This is a genomic window from Streptomyces kanasensis (genome assembly GCF_043077165.1).
GTDB classification, from domain to species: domain Bacteria; phylum Actinomycetota; class Actinomycetes; order Streptomycetales; family Streptomycetaceae; genus Streptomyces; species Streptomyces changanensis.
Window position 1 is genome coordinate 440,412 of sequence record NZ_JBIBSF010000004.1, and the last position, 18,499, is coordinate 458,910.

General features: G+C 74.5%; 10 protein-coding genes and 1 pseudogene. 6 read left to right on the forward strand and 5 right to left on the reverse strand.

Features of this window, described 5'->3' with window-relative positions; translation table 11 throughout:
• Positions 1-103 precede the first annotated feature (103 nt).
• From treS to ACF053_RS13610, 3 genes and pseudogenes are all read right to left on the reverse strand, one after another.
• Positions 104-1,798, reverse strand: a pseudogene (gene treS / locus ACF053_RS13600) (maltose alpha-D-glucosyltransferase); the annotation flags it as partial.
• Positions 1,795-3,831: an alpha-1,4-glucan--maltose-1-phosphate maltosyltransferase gene (locus ACF053_RS13605; protein ID WP_391954107.1), complete on the reverse strand. Its 2,037-nt coding sequence runs from the start codon at positions 3,829-3,831 to the stop codon at positions 1,795-1,797. The gene ACF053_RS13605 and the pseudogene treS, both read right to left, overlap by 4 nt.
• 298 nt (positions 3,832-4,129) lie before the next feature.
• Positions 4,130-5,059 (reverse strand): SDR family oxidoreductase, encoded by a 930-nt coding sequence (locus tag ACF053_RS13610; protein WP_391954018.1) that lies wholly within the window; start codon positions 5,057-5,059, stop codon positions 4,130-4,132.
• A gap of 117 nt (positions 5,060-5,176) precedes the next feature.
• On the opposite strand from ACF053_RS13610, the gene ACF053_RS13615 reads away from it, so the two are divergent.
• The 4 genes from ACF053_RS13615 to glgP all read left to right on the forward strand — a co-directional run bounded on the left by ACF053_RS13615 (position 5,177) and on the right by glgP (position 12,661).
• On the forward strand, positions 5,177-6,130 hold the full coding sequence (locus tag ACF053_RS13615; RefSeq protein WP_391954019.1) for an AraC family transcriptional regulator: 954 nt from the start codon (positions 5,177-5,179) through the stop codon (positions 6,128-6,130).
• A gap of 875 nt (positions 6,131-7,005) precedes the next feature.
• Complete coding sequence (locus ACF053_RS13620) at positions 7,006-8,127, forward strand: monodechloroaminopyrrolnitrin synthase PrnB family protein (protein WP_391954020.1); 1,122 nt, start codon at positions 7,006-7,008, stop codon at positions 8,125-8,127.
• 13 nt (positions 8,128-8,140) lie between these two features.
• Entirely contained in the window at positions 8,141-9,889 is a 1,749-nt protein-coding gene (locus ACF053_RS13625; protein WP_391954021.1) for an FAD-dependent monooxygenase, read from the forward strand.
• 135 nt (positions 9,890-10,024) lie between these two features.
• Positions 10,025-12,661 (forward strand): alpha-glucan family phosphorylase, encoded by a 2,637-nt coding sequence (gene glgP / locus ACF053_RS13630; protein ID WP_391954022.1) that lies wholly within the window; start codon positions 10,025-10,027, stop codon positions 12,659-12,661.
• A 322-nt stretch (positions 12,662-12,983) separates the two neighbouring features.
• Here the strand turns inward: glgP and ACF053_RS13635 are convergent, their stop codons facing one another.
• Both ACF053_RS13635 and ACF053_RS13640 read right to left on the reverse strand, forming a co-directional pair.
• Positions 12,984-15,026, reverse strand: coding sequence for a M4 family metallopeptidase (locus tag ACF053_RS13635; protein WP_391954023.1), 2,043 nt, complete (start codon positions 15,024-15,026; stop codon positions 12,984-12,986).
• A gap of 270 nt (positions 15,027-15,296) precedes the next feature.
• Complete coding sequence (locus ACF053_RS13640; RefSeq protein ID WP_391954024.1) at positions 15,297-16,133, reverse strand: oxidoreductase; 837 nt, start codon at positions 16,131-16,133, stop codon at positions 15,297-15,299.
• Positions 16,134-16,215: 82 nt separating this feature from the next.
• Here ACF053_RS13640 and ACF053_RS13645 point away from each other — a divergent pair, with 82 nt between their 5' ends.
• Together ACF053_RS13645 and ACF053_RS13650 are read left to right on the forward strand one after the other, a co-directional pair.
• The gene (locus ACF053_RS13645; protein ID WP_391954025.1) at positions 16,216-17,145 is read left to right on the forward strand and encodes a LysR family transcriptional regulator; all 930 of its coding nucleotides are present in this window, start codon (positions 16,216-16,218) and stop codon (positions 17,143-17,145) included.
• A 94-nt stretch (positions 17,146-17,239) separates the two neighbouring features.
• Positions 17,240-18,157, forward strand: coding sequence for a helix-turn-helix domain-containing protein (locus ACF053_RS13650; RefSeq protein ID WP_391954026.1), 918 nt, complete (start codon positions 17,240-17,242; stop codon positions 18,155-18,157).
• The last annotated feature ends 342 nt before the right edge of the window (positions 18,158-18,499 follow it).

Below are 18,499 nucleotides of genomic sequence, written 5' to 3' on the forward strand. Positions count from 1 at the left end.
CCGGGACCGCGCCCGGGACCGCGTCCGGCGCGGGGTGCGGGGCCGGGCCGGCGGGCGCGGCGGGCCACCTGGTGGACCGGGCCGCCGTCTTCGTGGGCAGCACCGCGTCCGCGCGCAGCCGGAACCAGTAGAAGCCGTGGCCCGCGAGGGTGAGCAGGTACGGCAGCTCGCCGACGGCGGGGAAGCGGACGCCGCCGATGAGCTCCACCGGGTGCAGCCCGTCGAACTGGCGCAGGTCCAGCTCGGTCGGCTGCGGGAAGCGCGAGAAGTTGTGGACGCACATCACCAGGTCGTCGCCGTACTCCCGGAGGAAGGCGAGGACCGCCGGGTTCGACGACGGCAGCTCGGTGTACGAGCCGAGGCCGAAGGCCGGGTTCTGCTTGCGGATCTCGATCATGCGGCGGGTCCAGTGCAGCAGCGACGACGGCGAGGCCATCGACGCCTCCACGTTCGTCACCTGGTAGCCGTAGACCGGATCCATGATCGTCGGCAGGTACAGCCGTCCCGGGTCGCAGGACGAGAAGCCCGCGTTGCGGTCGGGCGTCCACTGCATCGGGGTGCGGACGCCGTCGCGGTCGCCGAGCCAGATGTTGTCGCCCATCCCGATCTCGTCGCCGTAGTAGAGGATCGGCGAGCCGGGCAGGGAGAGCAGCAGGGCGGTGAACAGCTCGATCTGGTTGCGGTCGTTGTCGAGGAGCGGGGCCAGGCGCCGCCGGATGCCGATGTTGGCGCGCATCCGCGGGTCCTTGGCGTACTCCGCGTACATGTAGTCGCGCTCCTCGTCGGTGACCATCTCCAGGGTCAGCTCGTCGTGGTTGCGCAGGAAGATGCCCCACTGGCAGTTCGCCGGGATCGCCGGGGTCTTGGCCAGGACTTCGGAGACGGGGTAGCGGGACTCCCGGCGCACCGCCATGAAGATGCGCGGCATCACCGGGAAGTGGAACGCCATGTGGCACTCGTCGCCGCCGCCGGCGAAGTCGCCGAAGTAGTCGACGACGTCCTCCGGCCACTGGTTGGCCTCGGCGAGCAGCACGGTGTCGGGGTAGGCGGCGTCGATCTCCTTGCGGACCCGCTGGAGGAAGGCGTGGGTCTCCGGGAGGTTCTCGCAGTTGGTGCCCTCCTCCTGGTAGAGGTACGGCACGGCGTCGAGGCGGAAGCCGTCGATGCCCAGGTCCAGCCAGAACCGCAGCGCGGAGAGGATCTCCTGCTGCACGGCCGGGTTCTCGTAGTTCAGGTCCGGCTGGTGCGAGAAGAACCGGTGCCAGTAGTACTGCTTGCGCACCGGGTCGAAGGTCCAGTTCGACGTCTCGGTGTCGACGAAGATGATCCGCGCGTCCTGGTACTGCTTGTCGTCGTCCGCCCAGACGTAGTAGTCGCCGTACGGGCCGTCGGGGTGGGCGCGGGACTCCTGGAACCACGGGTGCTGGTCGCTGGTGTGGTTCATGACGAAGTCGATGATCACCCGCATGCCGCGCTGGTGCGCGGCGTCCACGAACTCGACGAAGTCCGCGAGGTCGCCGAACTCCGGCAGTACCGCCGTGTAGTCCGACACGTCGTAACCGCCGTCGCGCAGCGGCGACTTGAAGAACGGCGGCAGCCACAGGCAGTCGACGCCGAGCCACTGCAGGTAGTCCAGTTTGGCCGTGAGGCCCCTGAGGTCGCCGATGCCGTCGCCGTTGCTGTCCTGGAAGGAGCGGACCAGCACCTCGTAGAACACGGCCCGCTTGAACCAGTCGGGGTCCCGGTCCTTGGCGGGTGTGTCCTCGAACGTGTCGTGGACGGGCTCGTTGACGGTCATGATGTGGGTGACCCTCCGATCGGGGGAGACGGTCGCAGGACCGAACCGTGCTGATCAGGGGGGCAGCCCCCGGATCCCCGGCACACCACGAACACGTGCGCGGGCGATACGCCCGGCTCCAGGCGCACGTAGTTGGTCCTGCCCCAGTGATATGTCTCGCCGGTGAGCTCGTCGCGCACCGGTACGGTCTCGTGCCAGTCGAGGCCGAGATCCGGCATGTTCAACGAAACCGTGGCTTCCTGGGTGTGGTGGGGGTCGAGGTTCACGACCACCAGAACAACGTTCGAACCCGTCCGCTTGCTGTACGCGATGATCGCGTCGTTGTCGACGGGGTGGAAGCGCAGGTTCCGTAGCCGCCGCAGCGCCGGGTGGCGGCGCCGCAGCCGGTTCAGCGCGGTGATGAGCGGGGCGATGCTGCGGCCCTCCCGCTCGGCCGCCGCCCAGTCGCGGGGGCGCAGCTGGTACTTCTCCGAGTCGAGGTACTCCTCGCTGCCCTCCCGGACCGGGGTGTTCTCGCACAGCTCGTACCCGGCGTACACGCCCCACGTCGGCGACAGCGTGGCCGCCAGCACCGCGCGGGCCTCGAAGGCCGGCCGGCCGCCGTGCTGGAGGTAGGCGTGCAGGATGTCGGGGGTGTTGACGAAGAGGTTCGGCCGCATGGTGGCGGCGGACTCCGTCGACAGCTCCGTCAGGTACTCGGTCAGCTCCTGCTTGGTGTTGCGCCAGGTGAAGTACGTGTACGACTGCTGGAAGCCGATCGCGCCGAGCGTGCGCATCATCGCGGGTCGGGTGAACGCCTCCGCCAGGAAGATCACGTCCGGGTCCGTGCGGTTGACGTTGGCGATCACCTTCTGCCAGAACACCACCGGCTTGGTGTGCGGGTTGTCCACGCGGAAGATCCGCACCCCGTGCGCCATCCAGTACCGCAGCACCCGCACGGTCTCGCGGACGAGGCCGCGCATGTCCTTGTCGAAGGCGATCGGGTAGATGTCCTGGTATTTCTTCGGCGGGTTCTCGGCGTACGCGATGGTGCCGTCCGCCCGGTGGTGGAACCAGGCCGGGTGCCGCTTCACCCACGGGTGGTCCGGCGAGCACTGGAGCGCGAAGTCCAGCGCCACCTCCAGCCGCAGGTCACGGGCGCGGGCGACGAACGCGTCGAAGTCCTCGATCGTGCCGAGGTCCGGGTGGACGGCGTCGTGGCCGCCGTCGGCCGATCCGATGGCCCACGGCACGCCCGGGTCGTCCGGGCCGGCCTCCAGGGTGTTGTTCGGGCCCTTGCGGTGCGTGCCGCCGATCGGGTGGATCGGTGGCAGGTACACCACGTCGAAGCCCATCGCCGCGATCGCCGGGAGCCGGTCGGCGGCCGTGCGGAACGTGCCCGACACCAGCCGTCCGCCGGCGTCGCGGTAGGCGCCCTCGGACCGCGGGAACATCTCGTACCAGGACCCGTACAGCGCCCGCTCCCGCTCGACGAGCAGCGGCAACCGCTTGGAGACGGTGACCAGTTCGCGCAGCGGGTGGCGGTCCAGGGCGTCGCGGACCTCGGTGGCGAGCGCGGCGGCGAGCCGCTGCGCGGGGGCGCGGCGCGTGTCGCGCAGCGCGTCGACGGCGGCGAGGACGGCCTCGCGGCCCTCGTCCTTCGGCACCCCTTCGGCGGCCCGCTCGTGGAGGGCGGCGCCCTCGGTCAGGACCAGCTCCGTGTCGATCCCCGCGGGCACCTTGATGCCGGCCTGGTGGCGCCAGGTCGCGACCGGGTCGCTCCACGCCTCGACGTGGTACGTCCAGCGGCCCTCGCAGGTGGGGGTCACCTCGGCGCCCCACCGGTCGGTGCCGGGCGCCAGCTCTCTCATGGGGGTGAACGGGCCGGTCCGCCCCGACGGGTCCGTGAGGACCACGTCGGCGCCGACCGCGTCGTGACCCTCGCGGAAGACCGTGGCCGAGACCTGGAAGGTCTCACCGGCCACCGCCTTCGCGGGCCTCCTGCCGCAGTCGACGATCGGGGAGAGGTCCAGGACGGGAATGCGACCAATCAGCGGGTTCACAGCATCACCTGAGGGTTGCTTACGGGGTATCGCTCTTTGTAACTGCTCCGTTGACGCGTGGCGCGGCGCAGGCATCACCGCTCCTCTCCGGGTTCACTCGGGTGGGCGGGGTACCGGAGGAGCCTTCCCACCCCCTTCGGGTGCGCAATCAGCGGGTTTCACACCTGTCCGCCCGAAAAGCCGTCCGGCCAGACAGCCGAGAACCGACCCCGTTCGATGGAATCGCGGGGTCGGTCCGCAGGTCGGGAGTGTCAGGCGGCCGTTCGGGCCGCTCCGACAAGGGCCGGATTCATCTCCCCGCCCCGGTCGCCTCCCCGGCCCAGATCTGCCACGGTCGGCGGGCCACCCAGTCCTCGACCGGTCCCGGACGCACCCCCAGCAGCCGTGCCGCGGCGCCGCCGTCACCCGCCATCAGATCGGGGTCGGCCCCTGACGCCATGTGGTGGTACAGCCCGGCGACGCCCGCCGCCGCCCCGGCGCCCAGCACCCCGGCGAGGCGCTCCTCGAAGACCGCCGGGTCCAGGGGCACGTACCGCACCGAGCGCCCCAGGCCGCGGGCGAAGGCCGCCGCCAGGTCGTCACCCGTCAGGCTCAGGGCGCCGCCGACGTCGAGGACGCGCCCCTCGACGCCGTCCGCGGCGAGCGCCGCGCACACCGCCTCCGCCAGGTCCTCGTGGGAGAGCCAGGCCGTCGGGGTGTGCGCGGGCAGCGGGTAGGCGAGGACGCCGTCGTCGACCAGGGCCGGGCCGTTCCAGGGGCTGAAGAGGTTGTCGAGGTAGACCGGCGGGCGCACCACCACCAGCGGCACCCCGCTCCCGCGCAGCGCCTCCTCGACGGCCCGCCGCGTCTCGAACGCCGCCGTCCGGGTGGGCCGGGCCGGGACGCGGGTGTTGGCGTTGTAGACGATCCGGCGCACCCCGGCCTCGCGGGCGGCCGCGGCGACGTTCCGCGCGTACCGGGCGACGCGCTCCGCGTCGTACACGAGCGGCATCGTCACGGCGGCGTGCGTCGCGCCCTCGAAGAGCGCCCGGACGTCCTCCGCCCGGCCCAGGTCGCCGGAGGCGCAGGCGATCCCCGGCAGCGGTGGCCGGTCCCCCTCGGGGCGGCGCGACAGGGTCCGTACGCGGTGGCCGCGCTCGGCCAGGAGGCGGGCCACGGCGCCGCCCTGGAATCCGGTCGCCCCCACCACGGCGACGCGCATCGGAATGTGATCGGACATATGGCTGAAGGGCCCTTCGATAGGGTGTCTCTGCTGCCTGGACGGCACCTTTCAGGCTGGCGGCGGCGGCTTTGGCCGATCAATTAACAAACCGGGGCGGGGGTTGAAGGATCGTCCATGGACACGACCGAGAACGACGGCGACGACCTCCTGAGCGAACTGCTGAAACCACTGCGGCTCACCGGTGTCTTCGACAGCCGCTGGCACGTGCGGGCGCCCTGGGCCATCGAGGGCGACGCCGAGCGCAGCTGCGCGGTCCTGCACTACGTCGTCGAGGGGGACTGCTGGATCAGCGGCACCGAACACCCCCCGCAGCGGCTGGTCACCGGCGACCTCGCCGTCTTCCCGACCGGCGCGGCCCACCGCCTCTCCGACCGGCCCGACCGGCAGTGCGTCCCCCTGCGGACGGTCCTGCCCGAACGCCAGCCCGGCACCTCCGGCGCGATCAGCTTCGGCGGCGAGGGCCCCGAGACCCGGCTGCTGTGCGCCGGACTGCACTACGACTCCAGCGCCGCGTCCGGCCTGTACCGCGCGCTGCCCTGGGCCCTCGTCCTCGACACCACCCAGGTGGACCGGGAGCCCCTGCTGCGCGACACGCTGCGGCTGCTCGCCTCACCCGACCGGCCCACCGGGCCCGGTGACCGGCTCATCACCCTGCGCGCCTTCGAGATGGCGCTCGTCCTGGCGCTCCGGCCCCTGTTGCGCGACCTCACCGAGAAGCCGGGCGTCCTGCCCGTCCTGCACCACCCGGGCATCAGCCGCGCCATGGTCATGATCGCCACCCGGTTCGCCGAACCCTGGACGATCGAGTCCCTCGCCCGCGAGGTCGGCATGTCCCGCTCGGCCTTCACCGCCGCCTTCCGCGAGCTCGTCGGCGAGGCCCCCGCCCGTCACCTGACGGGGCGGCGGATGCAGGAGGCGGCCCGGCTGCTGTGCGAGACCTCGCTGCCGCAGTCGGCCGTGCCGCAGCGCGTGGGGTACCAGAGCGCGGTCGGCTTCCACCTGGCCTTCCGCAAGTGGTTCGGCAAGACCCCGGGGGAGTACCGGTCGCACGCGGCGACCGTCGCGTGACCCGGCCCCGGTCCGGGCCGGCGGTCGCGTGGCGCCGCCCCGGCCGGGCGCGCCGCTCCCCCCGTACGGGAACATTCCGGTCGCAACGGTCCGCGAAGGCTGGCCGGTTCTTAAGGACCGCTGGACGGTCGTTCATTGCCGCAGGTGGCCGGGGGCGGACAGGCTCTGCAGGGCGCAGCCGTTCCGCGGAGGAGACATGGTGACCAGGTCGGGTCAGGATTACTCGCAGTCGCGACGCGACGGCCGCGCGACGGGGCCCGACGGCGTGCCCGGCGCGGCGGCCGCCGCCGGTGCCTCCCCGTGCTCCGCCCCGCGTGCCACGGCGGCCTCGCCGCTCCCGCCGGCCCGCCGGGAGCGGTGACGTGCCGGGGGCGGGTACGGCGCGGGCACCGCACGCCCGCGTCCCGCCGCCCCTGACCGCGGCCCCGGCGGCCACCGGCGCCGCGCCCCCACCCCCCGGCGACGGCCCCCCGCGCACGGGCGGCGACCACGCCGCCCACGCGGCGGCCACCACCTGCGCCGCCCCCGTGGCCCCGGCCGCCCCCGCGGCTCCCGCCGCCGTCCCCGCGGCCTCCGCCGCCGCTCGCGTCCGTACCCCCGGACGGGCGGCGCCGCCCGCGCGGACCCCCTGCTCGCGCACGGCCCCGCCGGCCGGCGCCGCCCGCGCGGCGGCCGCCGCGCGCCCCGGGCGGCCGCGCCCGCCCGCCCCCGTACCGGCGGCCACCCCGCGCCAGGGCCGGGTGGGCGCCCCGCGGTGACGCCGGGCGGCCCGGCGGGGCGCACGCGCCGCACCGCCCCCCCCGCCGCGGTCCGCCCGAGGGTCGACCGCGACACCCCGTCCACACCCGCCACACCCGCCCGAGAGGGGCCTTCCGTTGAGCCTGTACGACGTCGTCGAGCCAGGACTCGTCACCTGCGCCGAACCGCGCTACCGCATCGCCGAGATACGCGCCGCCGACCCGCTCGGCGCCGACGCGGTCCTCGCCGCCGTCCCCGGCATCAACCGGGACGCGGACACCGCCGCCCTCACCGTCGCCCTGCGCGCCCTCGTCCCCGACCTCGACCGGGTCGCCGGGTGGAGCGTCGTGGAGGCCCTGGCCGGGATGCGGGACCTGGGGGTGCTCCTCGGCTCCCTCAAACGCCACGGCACCGAGCCCGTCGCCGCGGTGCCGGAGGTCCTGCCCGTCCTGGAGGAGCTGGCCCGCCGCACCGACATGGTGCCGCGCGACACGGTCCACCACTACACGACCTGGAACCCGCTCGGCCGGCGCCGCCGCAGCTACACCGGATCGGAGACGGAGGCCCACCTCCAGGACGCCGTCCGGATGGTCTTCCCGGGCCTCGTCGCCGCTCTCGGCACCTGCGGGGAGCTGGCCCGCCTCGAACCGTACGACCCGGGCTTCGCCTGCGCACTGGACCGCACCGCACAGCACGTCCAGTCCATGGTCGACTCGATCGACTTCACCGTCGCCCACGTCGCGTCCGAGTTCTTCGCCCGCACGCTGCGCCCGTACTTCGAGGGGATCGACGTCGCGGGCCGCGAGTACCTCGGCCCGGCCGCCGCACAGGTCCCGCTCTGGCTGGTCGACCTGACGCTCTGGCAGAGCGACCGCCCGGACCGCCGGTACGACGCCTTCCTCGACGAGTCCGTGCGGTACAGCCTGCCGTCCTGGCGGGCCTTCCACGCCCGGCACCGCGGCGGCGTCTCCGCCGTGGGCAAGCTCACCGCCGCGCTCAGCTGGGAGAGCGGGCACCGGACACCCGCCGCCCTCACCGCCGCCGCCGTGTCCCTGGCGCGGGTGCTGCGGCTGCTGAAGACCTTCCGCGCCCGTCACCTCGGCATCGCCCGCAAGGCGTACCACGACGACCTGCGCCTGTACGAGACGGGAAGCGGCGGCGCCCCGGTGGCCCTGCTCCGCGCGGTCCTCGACCTGACCCGGGACAACGAGAACCTGGTCCGCCGCGCCACGGTCCCGCCCCGCACCCCGGCCGCCTGAGAGGACCACGGAGATGACTCCGCACCCCACCCCGGACAGCACCCCCCGCACCCCGGGCACCCCCCGCACCGCGGACGGCGCCCCCACCCCGGACGGCACCCCCGCCCCGGACGGGACCCCCGCCCCGGACGGGACCCCCGCCCCGGCCACGCCCGCGAGCACCGACCGGACGCCGACCCCGGTCCGGCCCGCGACCGCCGACAGGACCCCCGCCGACAGGGCCTCCGCCGACAGGGCCCCCGCCCCGGGCGGCGCCACCGACGGCCCTCCCGCCCCGCACGCCACCCCCGACCCGACCCCCGGCACCACGTCCGCCCCGGTCACCACCCCGGGCGCCGTCGAGGACGCCACCCTCGGCGGCGGCGCGGGCGTCCGCCCCGACACCCCCGCCCGGCGGGCTGCCGCGCGCTGCGCCCTGCGCGACACGTCCCCCGACATCCTCGTCGCGGGCGGCGGCGTCGCCGGGCTCACCACGGCGCTCGCGCTGCACGCCGCCGGCCACGGGCGGGTCACCGTCGTGGAGGCCGCGCCCGGGCTGCGGCCCCTCGGCGCGGGACTCAACCTCATGCCCAACGCCGTGCGGGAGCTCGACGCGCTCGGCCTGCTCGACCGGCTGGAGGCCGACGCGGTCCGCACCCGCGAGCTGCGCTACTACCACCGCTGCGGCGCCCTGATCGCCCGTGAGGAGCGCGGTCTGCGCGCCGGTTACCGCTGGCCGCAGCTGTCCGTGCACCGCGCGCACCTCCAGCGCGTGCTGGCCGACGCCGTGGAGGAGCGCCTCGGCCCCGGCACGCTCGTCACCGGCGCCCGCGTCACCGGGGTGGAGCAACCGCCCGGCGGCGCCCGGCCGCGCGTGCGGATCGAGCACTGCTCCGGTGGGGTGCGGGCCGTGACCCACCTCGAACCGGACGTGCTGGTCGGCGCGGACGGCATCCGCTCGGCGGTGCGGTCCGCGCTCCATCCGGACGAGGGCGAGCCGCCGTGGAACGGCGTGCTGGTGTGGCGGGGCGTGTCGCCGATGGACGCCCACCGCACCGAGCCGTTCATGCTGGTGGCGGGCGACGACCGACAGAAGGCGGTCGTCTACCCGATGACCGAGCCGTCCCCGCGCCGCCCCGGGGTCCTCGTCAACTGGGCGCTGGCCATGCCGGCCGACGCCGTGGACGAGCGGTTCCTGGGCGACTGGAACCGGCCGGTCCCGGTCGAGCGGTTCCTCGACCACTACGCCGGCTGGGAGTTCGGCGGGGTCAGCGTCCCGGAGGTCCTGCGCGCGGCCGACGGCGCGTACGAGTACCCCATGGTGGACCGCGAGCCCCTCGGCCGCTGGAGCCACGGCCGCACCACCCTCGTCGGGGACGCGGCCCACGCCATGTACCCGACCGGCTCCAATGGCGCCACCCAGTCGATCGTCGACGCGCGGGCCCTCGCGCACGCCCTGGCGGTCCACCGCGACCCGGTGGAGGCCCTCGCCGCCTACGACGCGCACCGGCGGCCGGCGATGACGGAGCTCCAGCTCGCCAACCGGCGCCTGGGGCCCGAGGCCGTCATCCACCTGGCCCACGAGCGGGCCCCCGGCGGGTTCACCGACGCCGACGCCGTCGTCCCCCCGGAGGAACGCCGCGCCATCGCCGCGCGGTACGCCGCCACGGGCGCGTTCGACCCGGAGGCGGTCAACCGGGGGACCCCGTACGCCGTGCCGGTGCGGGACCTGGCGGCCGCGCGCAGCCGTCCGGGCGACACGCCGGTACGCGCGCGCCCCTGAGTGCGCCCCCAGTGCCACGTGCGCCGTGCGCCATGGCCGCGCGCGGCGCCGTGGCACTACCGTCGTCCCGGAACGGCGGACGCATACCGTGGTGGGTCCGCCACTGTACGTACCTCGCCTGCGAAGGTGGAACACGTGAAGGCCATCCGTCGGTTCACCGTCCGCCCCGTCCTGCCCGAACCCCTCCGACCCCTCAGCGACCTCGCGCGGAACCTGCGCTGGTCCTGGCACGCCGAGACCCGAGAGCTGTTCCAGGCCGTCGACCCCGAGGGGTGGCGCGCGGCCGGCGGCGACCCGGTGCGGCTCCTCGGCACCGTCTCCGCCGCGCGGCTCGGCGAACTCGCCCGCGACCGGCGGTTCCTGCGCCGCCTGACCGCCGCCGCCGACGACCTCGACGACTATCTGCGCGGCCGCCGCTGGTACCAGAACCACGCGGAGGGGGGCGGCGACGAACCCCCCGCGGCCGTCGCCTACTTCTCCCCGGAGTTCGGCGTCACCGCCGCGCTGCCCCAGTACTCCGGCGGCCTCGGCATCCTCGCCGGGGACCACCTCAAGGCCGCCAGCGACCTCGGCGTCCCGCTGGTCGGCGTCGGCCTGCTCTACCGGCACGGCTACTTCCGCCAGTCGCTCTCCCGTGACGGCTGGCAGCTGGAGCACTACCCGCTCCTCGACCCCAACGAGCTGCCCCTGACGCTGCTGCGCCGCCCCGACGCCACCCCGGTCCGGATCTCCCTCGCCCTGCCGGGCGGCCGCTCCCTCTTCGCCCACGTGTGGGTGGCGCAGGTCGGCCGGGTCCCGCTCCTCATGCTCGACTCGGACGTCGAGGAGAACGGGCCGGGCGAGCGGAACGTCACCGACCGGCTCTACGGCGGGGGCAGCGAGCACCGGCTCCTGCAGGAGATGCTCCTGGGAATAGGGGGTGTCCGGGCCGTACGGGCGTACTGCGCCCTCACCGGCCACCCCGCCCCGGAGGTGTTCCACACCAACGAGGGCCACGCCGGCTTCCTGGGCCTGGAGCGCATCAGGGAGCTGACCGACCAGGGCACCGACTTCGACGCCGCCTTGGAGGCCGTGCGGGCCGGGACGGTGTTCACCACGCACACGCCCGTGCCCGCCGGCATCGACCGCTTCGACCGCGACCTCGTCGCCCGCCACTTCGGCCCCGGCGCCGAGCTCCCGGACGTGGACGTCACGCGCCTCCTCCAGCTGGGCCGCGAGACGTACCCGGGCGGCGAGCCGCACGTCTTCAACATGGCCGTCATGGGGCTGCGCCTCGCCCAGCGCGCCAACGGCGTCTCCACCCTGCACGGCTCGGTGAGCCGCTCGATGTTCTCCGGGCTGTGGCCCGGCTTCGACGCGGAGGAGGTGCCGATCACCTCCATCACCAACGGCGTCCACGCCCCCACCTGGGTGGCGCCCGAGGTGCTCCGGCTGGGCGCCCGCAGGATCGGCGCCCAGCGGGCCGAGGACGCCCTCAGCGTGGGCGGATCGGAGCGCTGGGACGCCTTCGCCGAGATCGACGACGCCGCCGTCTGGGAGCTCCGCCGCGAGCTGCGCGAGCAGCTGGTGCACGAGGTGCGGACCCGGCTGTGGGCCTCCTGGCGGGAGCGCGGCGCCGGGTCGGCGGAGCTCGGCTGGATCGACGGGGTCCTCGACCCGGACGTCCTCACGATCGGCTTCGCCCGCCGGGTGCCGTCCTACAAGCGGCTCACGCTGATGCTCCGCGACCGCGACCGGCTCCGCGAGATGCTGCTGCACCCGACCCGGCCCGTCCAGATCGTCGTCGCGGGCAAGGCGCACCCGGCCGACGACGGGGGCAAGCGGCTGGTGCGGGAGATGGTCCGCTTCGCCGACGACCCGCGGGTCCGCCACCGCATCGTCTTCCTGCCGGACTACGGCATGGGGATGGCGCGGAAGCTCTACCCGGGGTGCGACGTGTGGCTCAACAATCCGCTGCGCCCGCTGGAGGCGTGCGGCACGAGCGGCATGAAGGCCGCGCTGAACGGCTGCCTCAACCTCTCGGTGAGGGACGGCTGGTGGGACGAGTGGTACGACCCGGACTTCGGCTGGGAGATCCCCACCGCCGACGGTCCGACCACCGACGAGGAGCGCCGCGACGACCTGGAGGCGCACGCCCTGTACGACCTGATCGAACAGCGGGTCGCGCCGCGCTTCTACGACCGGGGGGCGAACGGCCTGCCCGAGCGGTGGATCGAGATGGTCCGCCGCACCATCACCTCGCTCGGCCCCAAGGTGGTGGCGGGGCGCATGGTGCGCGAGTACGTCGAGCGGCTGTACACGCCGGCGGCGCGGGCCCACCGGTCGCTGGACCTGGACGGGGCGCGTGAGCTGGCCGCCTGGAAGGCCCGGGTCCGCGCGGCCTGGCCGGGCGTGGCCGTCGACCACGTGGAGGCGGACGAGAGCAGCGAGGTCGCCGAGCTGGGCGCCACGCTCGCGCTGCGGGTCCGGGTCACCCTCGGGGAGCTGCAGCCGGAGGACGTGGAGGTGCAGGCGGTCGCGGGCCGGGTGGACACGCGGGACGCGCTCGCCGACGCCCGGACCTTCCCGCTGAAGCCGGCCGGCGGCGGCGGTCCCGACCAGCAGGGCCGCTGGGTGTACGAGGGTCCGCTGAGCCTGGACCGCACCGGCCCGTTCGGCTACACCGTGCGGGTGCTGCCCGCGCACCGGCTGCTCGCCGCCGGGGCGGACCTGGGGCTGGTGGCGCTGCCGGCGGAGTCGCCGGGCGAGGGCGCGGGCGTCCTGCTGCGCTGAGCGGCGCCCCGGGCCGTCGCCCCCTCCCCTCGTGGGGGGCGACGGGCCCGGGGCCAGCCTGCCGTGCCGCCCGCCCCGGCGGCATCGTCCTGCGGTCCCGGGCCGCCTCGGCCGTACGGCGGATCCCGACCGGTACCGCGGGAGGAGTCCGCCGGCCCGGCCCCGGTGGGCGGGCGGTGGTGGTGCGGCGCCGGACACGCGCGGAGGCCGCCGTCCCCGGGTACGCGCGGAGGCCGCCGTCCCGAGGGGGACGGCGGCCTCTGCATCCGTGGGGGGTGGCGGTGCCCGTCACCGGGCGGTGTGCCCGTCACCGGGCGGTCGGCTACGGGAAGGTGAGCTTGAACCCGTTGATGTAGCCGGTGTCCTGCGCGGCCCGGTCCTGGACGCGGAGCTTCCAGGCGCCGTTGGCGACCTCGCTGGAGGCGTTGACCGTGTAGGTCGCCTTCACGTTGTCGGCCGAGTCGGACGAGCTGTACGGCTTCAGGTTGTAGACCGAGCCGTCCGGGGCGACCAGGTCGACGACCAGGTCACCGCGCCAGGTGTGGACGATGTCGACGTCGACCTTGAGGGCGGAGGGGGCGTTGCCCGCGACGCCGGTGACGTCGACGGTCGAGGTGACGGCGGCGCCGTTGTCCGGGATGGAGACGTCCGCGGTGTTCTCGAAGACCTTGCCCGTGCCCGGGTCGCCGCCGCCGGGGCGGGCCCCGACGTTGACGCCGGCCCAGGCGTGCTCGACGGCCTTGACCTCGGCGCTGCCGGCGCCGTACAGCTCGGTGGCGACGGCGACCGTGCCGGTGCGGGCGCCCGCGTAGTTCGTGGTGCTGGTGAACTTGGTGGTGAGCGCCTTGAACCAGATCAGCGCGGCCTTGTCGCGGCCGATGCCGGTGACGGGCAGCCCGTCGGAGGTCGGCGAGTCGTAGGCGACGCCGTTGATCGTCTTGGTGCCGCTGCCCTCGGAGAGCAGGTAGAACCAGTGGTTCGCCGGGCCCGAGGAGTAGTGGACGTCGATGCTGCCGATGCCCGAGTACCAGGCGTCCTTGGACGAGCCGTCCTTGCTCGGCTTGTCCATGTAGCGCAGCGGGGTGCCGTTGCCGCGGATGTCGATCTTCTCGCCGACGAGGTAGTCGCCGACGTCCTTGGCGTTGTTCGCGTGGAACTCGACCGCGGCGGCGAAGATGTCGGACGTCGCCTCGTTGAGGCCGCCGGACTCGCCGCTGTAGACGAGCTTGGCCGTGACCGAGGTCAGGCCGTGCGTCATCTCGTGCGCGGCGACGTCGATGGACGTGAGCGGCTTGGCGTTGCCGGAGCCGTCGCCGTACGTCATGCAGAAGCAGCTGTCCTGCCAGAAGGCGTTGACGTAGTTGTTGCCGTAGTGGACGCGCGAGTACGCGCCGACGCCGTCGCCCCGGATGCCGGAGCGGCCGTGCACGTTCTTGTAGTAGTCCCAGGTGAGGGCCGCGCCGTAGTGGGCGTCGGCGCCCGCGGTCTCCAGGTTGGTCGGCGTGCCGTCGCCCCAGACGTCGTCGGAGCCGGAGAAGAGCGTCCCGGTGCCGGAGGTGCCGCGGTTGAGGTTGTACGTCTTGTGGCTGCCGCGCGCGGTGTCGGTCAGCGTGAAGTTGCTGCCTGACTGGGCGCTGCCCAGGGTGACCTGGCCGCTGTACTGGGTGTTGCCGGTCCCGTTGTGGACGGCCTGCCACTCGTACAGCTTGGCGCCGGTCGCGGCGTCGGTGACCACGTGCAGCTCGTTGGGGGTGCCGTCGTGCTGGAGTCCGCCCACGACGGTCTCGTACGCGAGGACGGGCTTGCCCTGGGCGAGCCACACCACCTTGCGGGGAGCCTGCTGCGCCTCGGTGGCCTTCGAGCCCTCGGCGCGGGCGGCGCCGAGCGCCTGCTTCTCGGCCGCGGCCGGAGCGACGTCGGCGCTGAGGTCGACGTTCTTCAGCTCCGCGCGGGCGGCCTTGGCGACCGCCTCGGTCCTCCCCGCCTTCGTCTCCGTGACGAGGAGGTCGCCGCCGAGGACCGGCAGGCCGGCGTACGTGCGCTCGTAGCGCGTGTGCGTCGTGCCGTCCCGGTCCTGCGTCACGTCGCGGACGACGAGCTTCTCCTGGGCGCCGAGACCCAGTTCCTTCGCGGTCTCGGCCTTGCCCGCGTCGGCCGCGCGGATGAGCGCGGTGCGCTGGGCGGGGGAGAGGTCGGCGGGGAGGGCGCCCGGATCGGCCTGGCCGGCGGCCTGGCCCTTCGGGGCCGCGGTGCCCCATGCGGCGCCGGCGGAGGCGGGTCCGGTCTGGACGCCCACGGCGAACATGGCGGCGGCGGCTATCAGAGCGCCCGTCGCGGTCGCGCGACGGCTTGGCGTGGATCTCACGCGGACTCCTTTTGCGAGGGGGGTACCGGGGACCTGGGTGTGTCCCCGGGCGGTGCAAACAGAGCTGGCGGAGCAAGAACGGGGGAAGAGTCGCACTGGAGTGCGCGCCCTGTCAGGACCGCGTCAAGAAGTTGGCCGGAAGTCGTCCGTTGCCTGAAAAGTCATGTTCGTTAAGCGGACGTCAACCCCGTGTTTCCCGCGCCGGCCCGCCCCCGGTCCGCCGGACGGCGCCGGAGCGCCCGTCCTCCGGTGCTCCGGCGCACGCCCCCGTCACACCTCCGCGTCCGCGAAGGCCGTCGCCCGGGTGCGCCCCTCCCACGCCGTGACCTCGGAGCGCACCTGGTCGAGGTGGCCGAGCACCGCCGTCACCGCGTCATCGCCGAGCGGCAGCCGCAGCGGTGTCTCCGGAGCCGCGAGCGCCGCCAGGACCAGGGACGCCGCCTTGGCCGGGTCGCCCGGCTGCCGGCCCGCCCCCTCGGCGATCATCCGGCGCGTCGCCCCGACCGACGCCGCGTACGCCTCCGACTCCGCACTCGCGCTCGCACCGTCGAACAGCGCCGTCCGGAAGGCCCCGGGCTCCACGACGAGCACCTTGACGCCGTACTCCCGCACCTCGTCCGCGAGCGCTTCGGACATGCCCTCCAGCGCGAACTTCGTCCCGCTGTAGGCCGAGAAGCCCGCGAACGACATCTGTCCGCCCATGCTGCTCATCTGCACCACCGCGCCCGACCGGCGCCCGCGCATGTGCGGCAGCACCGCCCGCACCAGCGCCGCCGGACCGAACACGTGCAGGTCGAACAGGTCGCGCAGCTCCGCCTCCGTCGTCTCCTCGAAGGCCCCCACGTGCGTACGGCCCGCGTTGTTGACGAGGACGTCCACGCGCCCGTGCCGCGCCACGACGTCGGCGACGACCGCCTCCACCGCCGTCGTGTCCGTCACGTCCAGCCGTACCGCCTCCACCTGGTCCGGATGGGCGGCGACCAGGTCGTCGAGTACGTCCGGCCGCCTGGCCGCCCCCACCACCACGTCCCCGTCCGCGACCGCCGCCTCGGCGATCGCCCGACCGAACCCGCTTGTCGCACCCGTGATCAGCCACACCTTGTCCACGACGATCCCTCCCTGGTCCTGTCTGACGCAACCACTGTGCGCGGTAGGGGAGTTGCTCGTCCAAGATCCGTCGTGATAGCCGATGGGCATGGACGTCCACGGGCGGGAACTCAGGTACTTCGTGACGGTCGCCGACGAGCTGCACTTCACCCGTGCCGCGCAGCGGCTCCACGTGTCGCAGCCGGCCCTGAGCAAACAGGTCCGCGCCCTGGAACGGCAGCTGGGGACAGAGCTGTTCCGGCGCGACCCGCGGGGCGTGTCCCTCACCCCCGCGGGGGAGGCGCTGCTGCCGCACGCCCGGCGCGCCCTCGCCGCCTGGGACGACGCGGCCGCCGCCGTCCGCGCCGCCGAGGCCGCCGCGCGCGCCACGCTCCGCGTCGGGATGAGCACCAGCCCCGGACGCGGCGGCCTGCTGCCGGCGATCCGCTCCCGGTTCACCGCCGCCCACCCCGGCGCGTCCCTGCGGTTGCGGCAGGTCCCCTGGGACGATCCGACGGCCGGGCTCGCCGATGCCACCAGCGACGTGGCGTTCGTCTGGCTGCCCCTGCCCGACCCGGAGCGGTACGCGTGGACGGTGGTCGCCGAGGAGCCCCGCCTGGTCGCCCTGCCGGACACCCACCCCCTGGCGGGCCGGGCGGCGCTCGACTTCGCCGACCTGGCCGACGAGCCGTTCCTCGCCCTACCCGCCGCTGCCGGGCCGCTGCGCGACCACTGGCTCGCCGTCGACGCCCGCGGGGGCCGCCCGCCCCGCGTCGGCGCGGAGGTCGCCGGCACCGAGGAGACCTACGAGGCGCTCGTCGCGGGTCTGGGCGTCGTCCTCGTCGCCGAGGGCAACGCCCCGCTCGTCTCGCTCGGCGGCGTCACCACCCGACCCGTCCGCGACCTCGCCCCCACCCGGTACGCGCTGGCCTGGCGCGTCGAGGACCGGCACCGGCCGCTCGTCGCCGCCTACGCCGAGGCGTGCCGCCGCGTGAGGGGCGGTGATCCGCGCCGCGCGCCGACCGGACCGTGACCGCCCGACGAGGGACGGCCCGGCGGTACCGGCGCCGTGTTCCTCCCACCGTTCCCACGAGCGACTTGAGTCTCCACCCGCTGGAAGGTCGACGATGGATCCCGTGAGCGATCGCGCCGCCCTGTTGACGATCGGCGAGCTCGCCCGCCGCACCGGACTGCCGGTGCGCACCATCCGCTTCTGGTCCGACAACGGCGTCGTCGAGCCGACCGACCGCTCCACGGGCGGCTACCGGCTCTACGACCCCGACGCCGTGGCCCGCCTCGACCTGGTCCGCACCCTGCGCGAACTGGGCCTGGACCTCGACACGGTCCGCCGGGTGCTGGCCCGGCAGGTCACCGTCCACGACGTGGCCGCGGCGCACCTGCGCGCCGTCGAGGCGGAACTCCGCACGCTCCACGTGCGGCGCGCGGTGCTGCGGCGGGTGGCCCGGCACGGAACCACCACCGAGGAGATGAGACTCATGCACGAACTGACCCGGATGTCCGCCGACGAACGGCAGCGCATCATCGACGACTTCGTCCACGCGACCTTCGACGGCCTCCCCACCGAGGGCCCCGGCGGGCACATCGCCCGCGCCATGCGCGCCCTCCCGGCGGAGCTGCCCACCGACCCCACCCCCGAACAGCTCGACGCCTGGGTGGAGCTGGCCGAACTGGTCGGTGACGAGGGGTTCCGCGCCCGCGTGCGGGAGATGGCGGTGGCCGGCGCGCGCACCGGCCCCGAGCCGCGGCCGCAGGGCCCCGACCCCGCGCTGGTCGCCGAACACGCCGGCCGTGCGGTGCGCGAGGGCATCGCCCCGGAGTCGGCCGCCGGCAGGGAGGTCCTGCACCGGATCGTCGACCCGGCCCTGGCCCCGGTGGACCGTGCCCGGCTCGCCGACCACCTGGCGACCTTCACCGACGTCCGGGTGGAGCGGTACTGGCAGCTCCTCGGGGTGCTCGACGACCGGCCGCCGTTCCCCCCGCAGGCACCGGCCTTCACCTGGCTGATCACTGCCCTGCGGGCGTAGCCGCCGACGGCCCGGCGCCCCGTCGTCGCGCTGCCCTCAGCCCCGTGGACCCCTCGACCCCGTGGCCGGGAGGTTCGTCCCTCTCCGGTACCTCCTCATGGCCTGACGTGACGTCGGGGAAGGTTCCCCCAGCGCACTGGTCCTCGTGCAGCCGGGTGCCCTGCTCGGCTCGGGAGGGGTCGGGCGGGCGGTCCCGGTCGCGGACAGCCGTGAAGCCCCTGGCAGGACACGTCCCTCTCACGAGGTCGTCCGTTGGACCAGGGGCTTCACGTCGGTCACCCATGTCGCCACGCGCGACGTCCCGCGCCACGTGGTGGAGTACCCGTCCCGCCCGCATCCCCG

What these genes read in the sequence shown, in the direction of transcription:
- ACF053_RS13610 (WP_391954018.1), bottom strand. Translation starts at nt 5,059, where the DNA reads ATGTCCGATCACATTCCGATGCGCGTCGCCGTGGTGGGGGCGACCGGA.
- ACF053_RS13625 (WP_391954021.1), top strand. Translation starts at nt 8,141, where the DNA reads ATGACTCCGCACCCCACCCCGGACAGCACCCCCCGCACCCCGGGCACC.
- ACF053_RS13645 (WP_391954025.1), top strand. Translation starts at nt 16,216, where the DNA reads ATGGGCATGGACGTCCACGGGCGGGAACTCAGGTACTTCGTGACGGTC.
- ACF053_RS13650 (WP_391954026.1), top strand. Translation starts at nt 17,240, where the DNA reads ATGGATCCCGTGAGCGATCGCGCCGCCCTGTTGACGATCGGCGAGCTC.
- ACF053_RS13615 (WP_391954019.1), top strand. Translation starts at nt 5,177, where the DNA reads ATGGACACGACCGAGAACGACGGCGACGACCTCCTGAGCGAACTGCTG.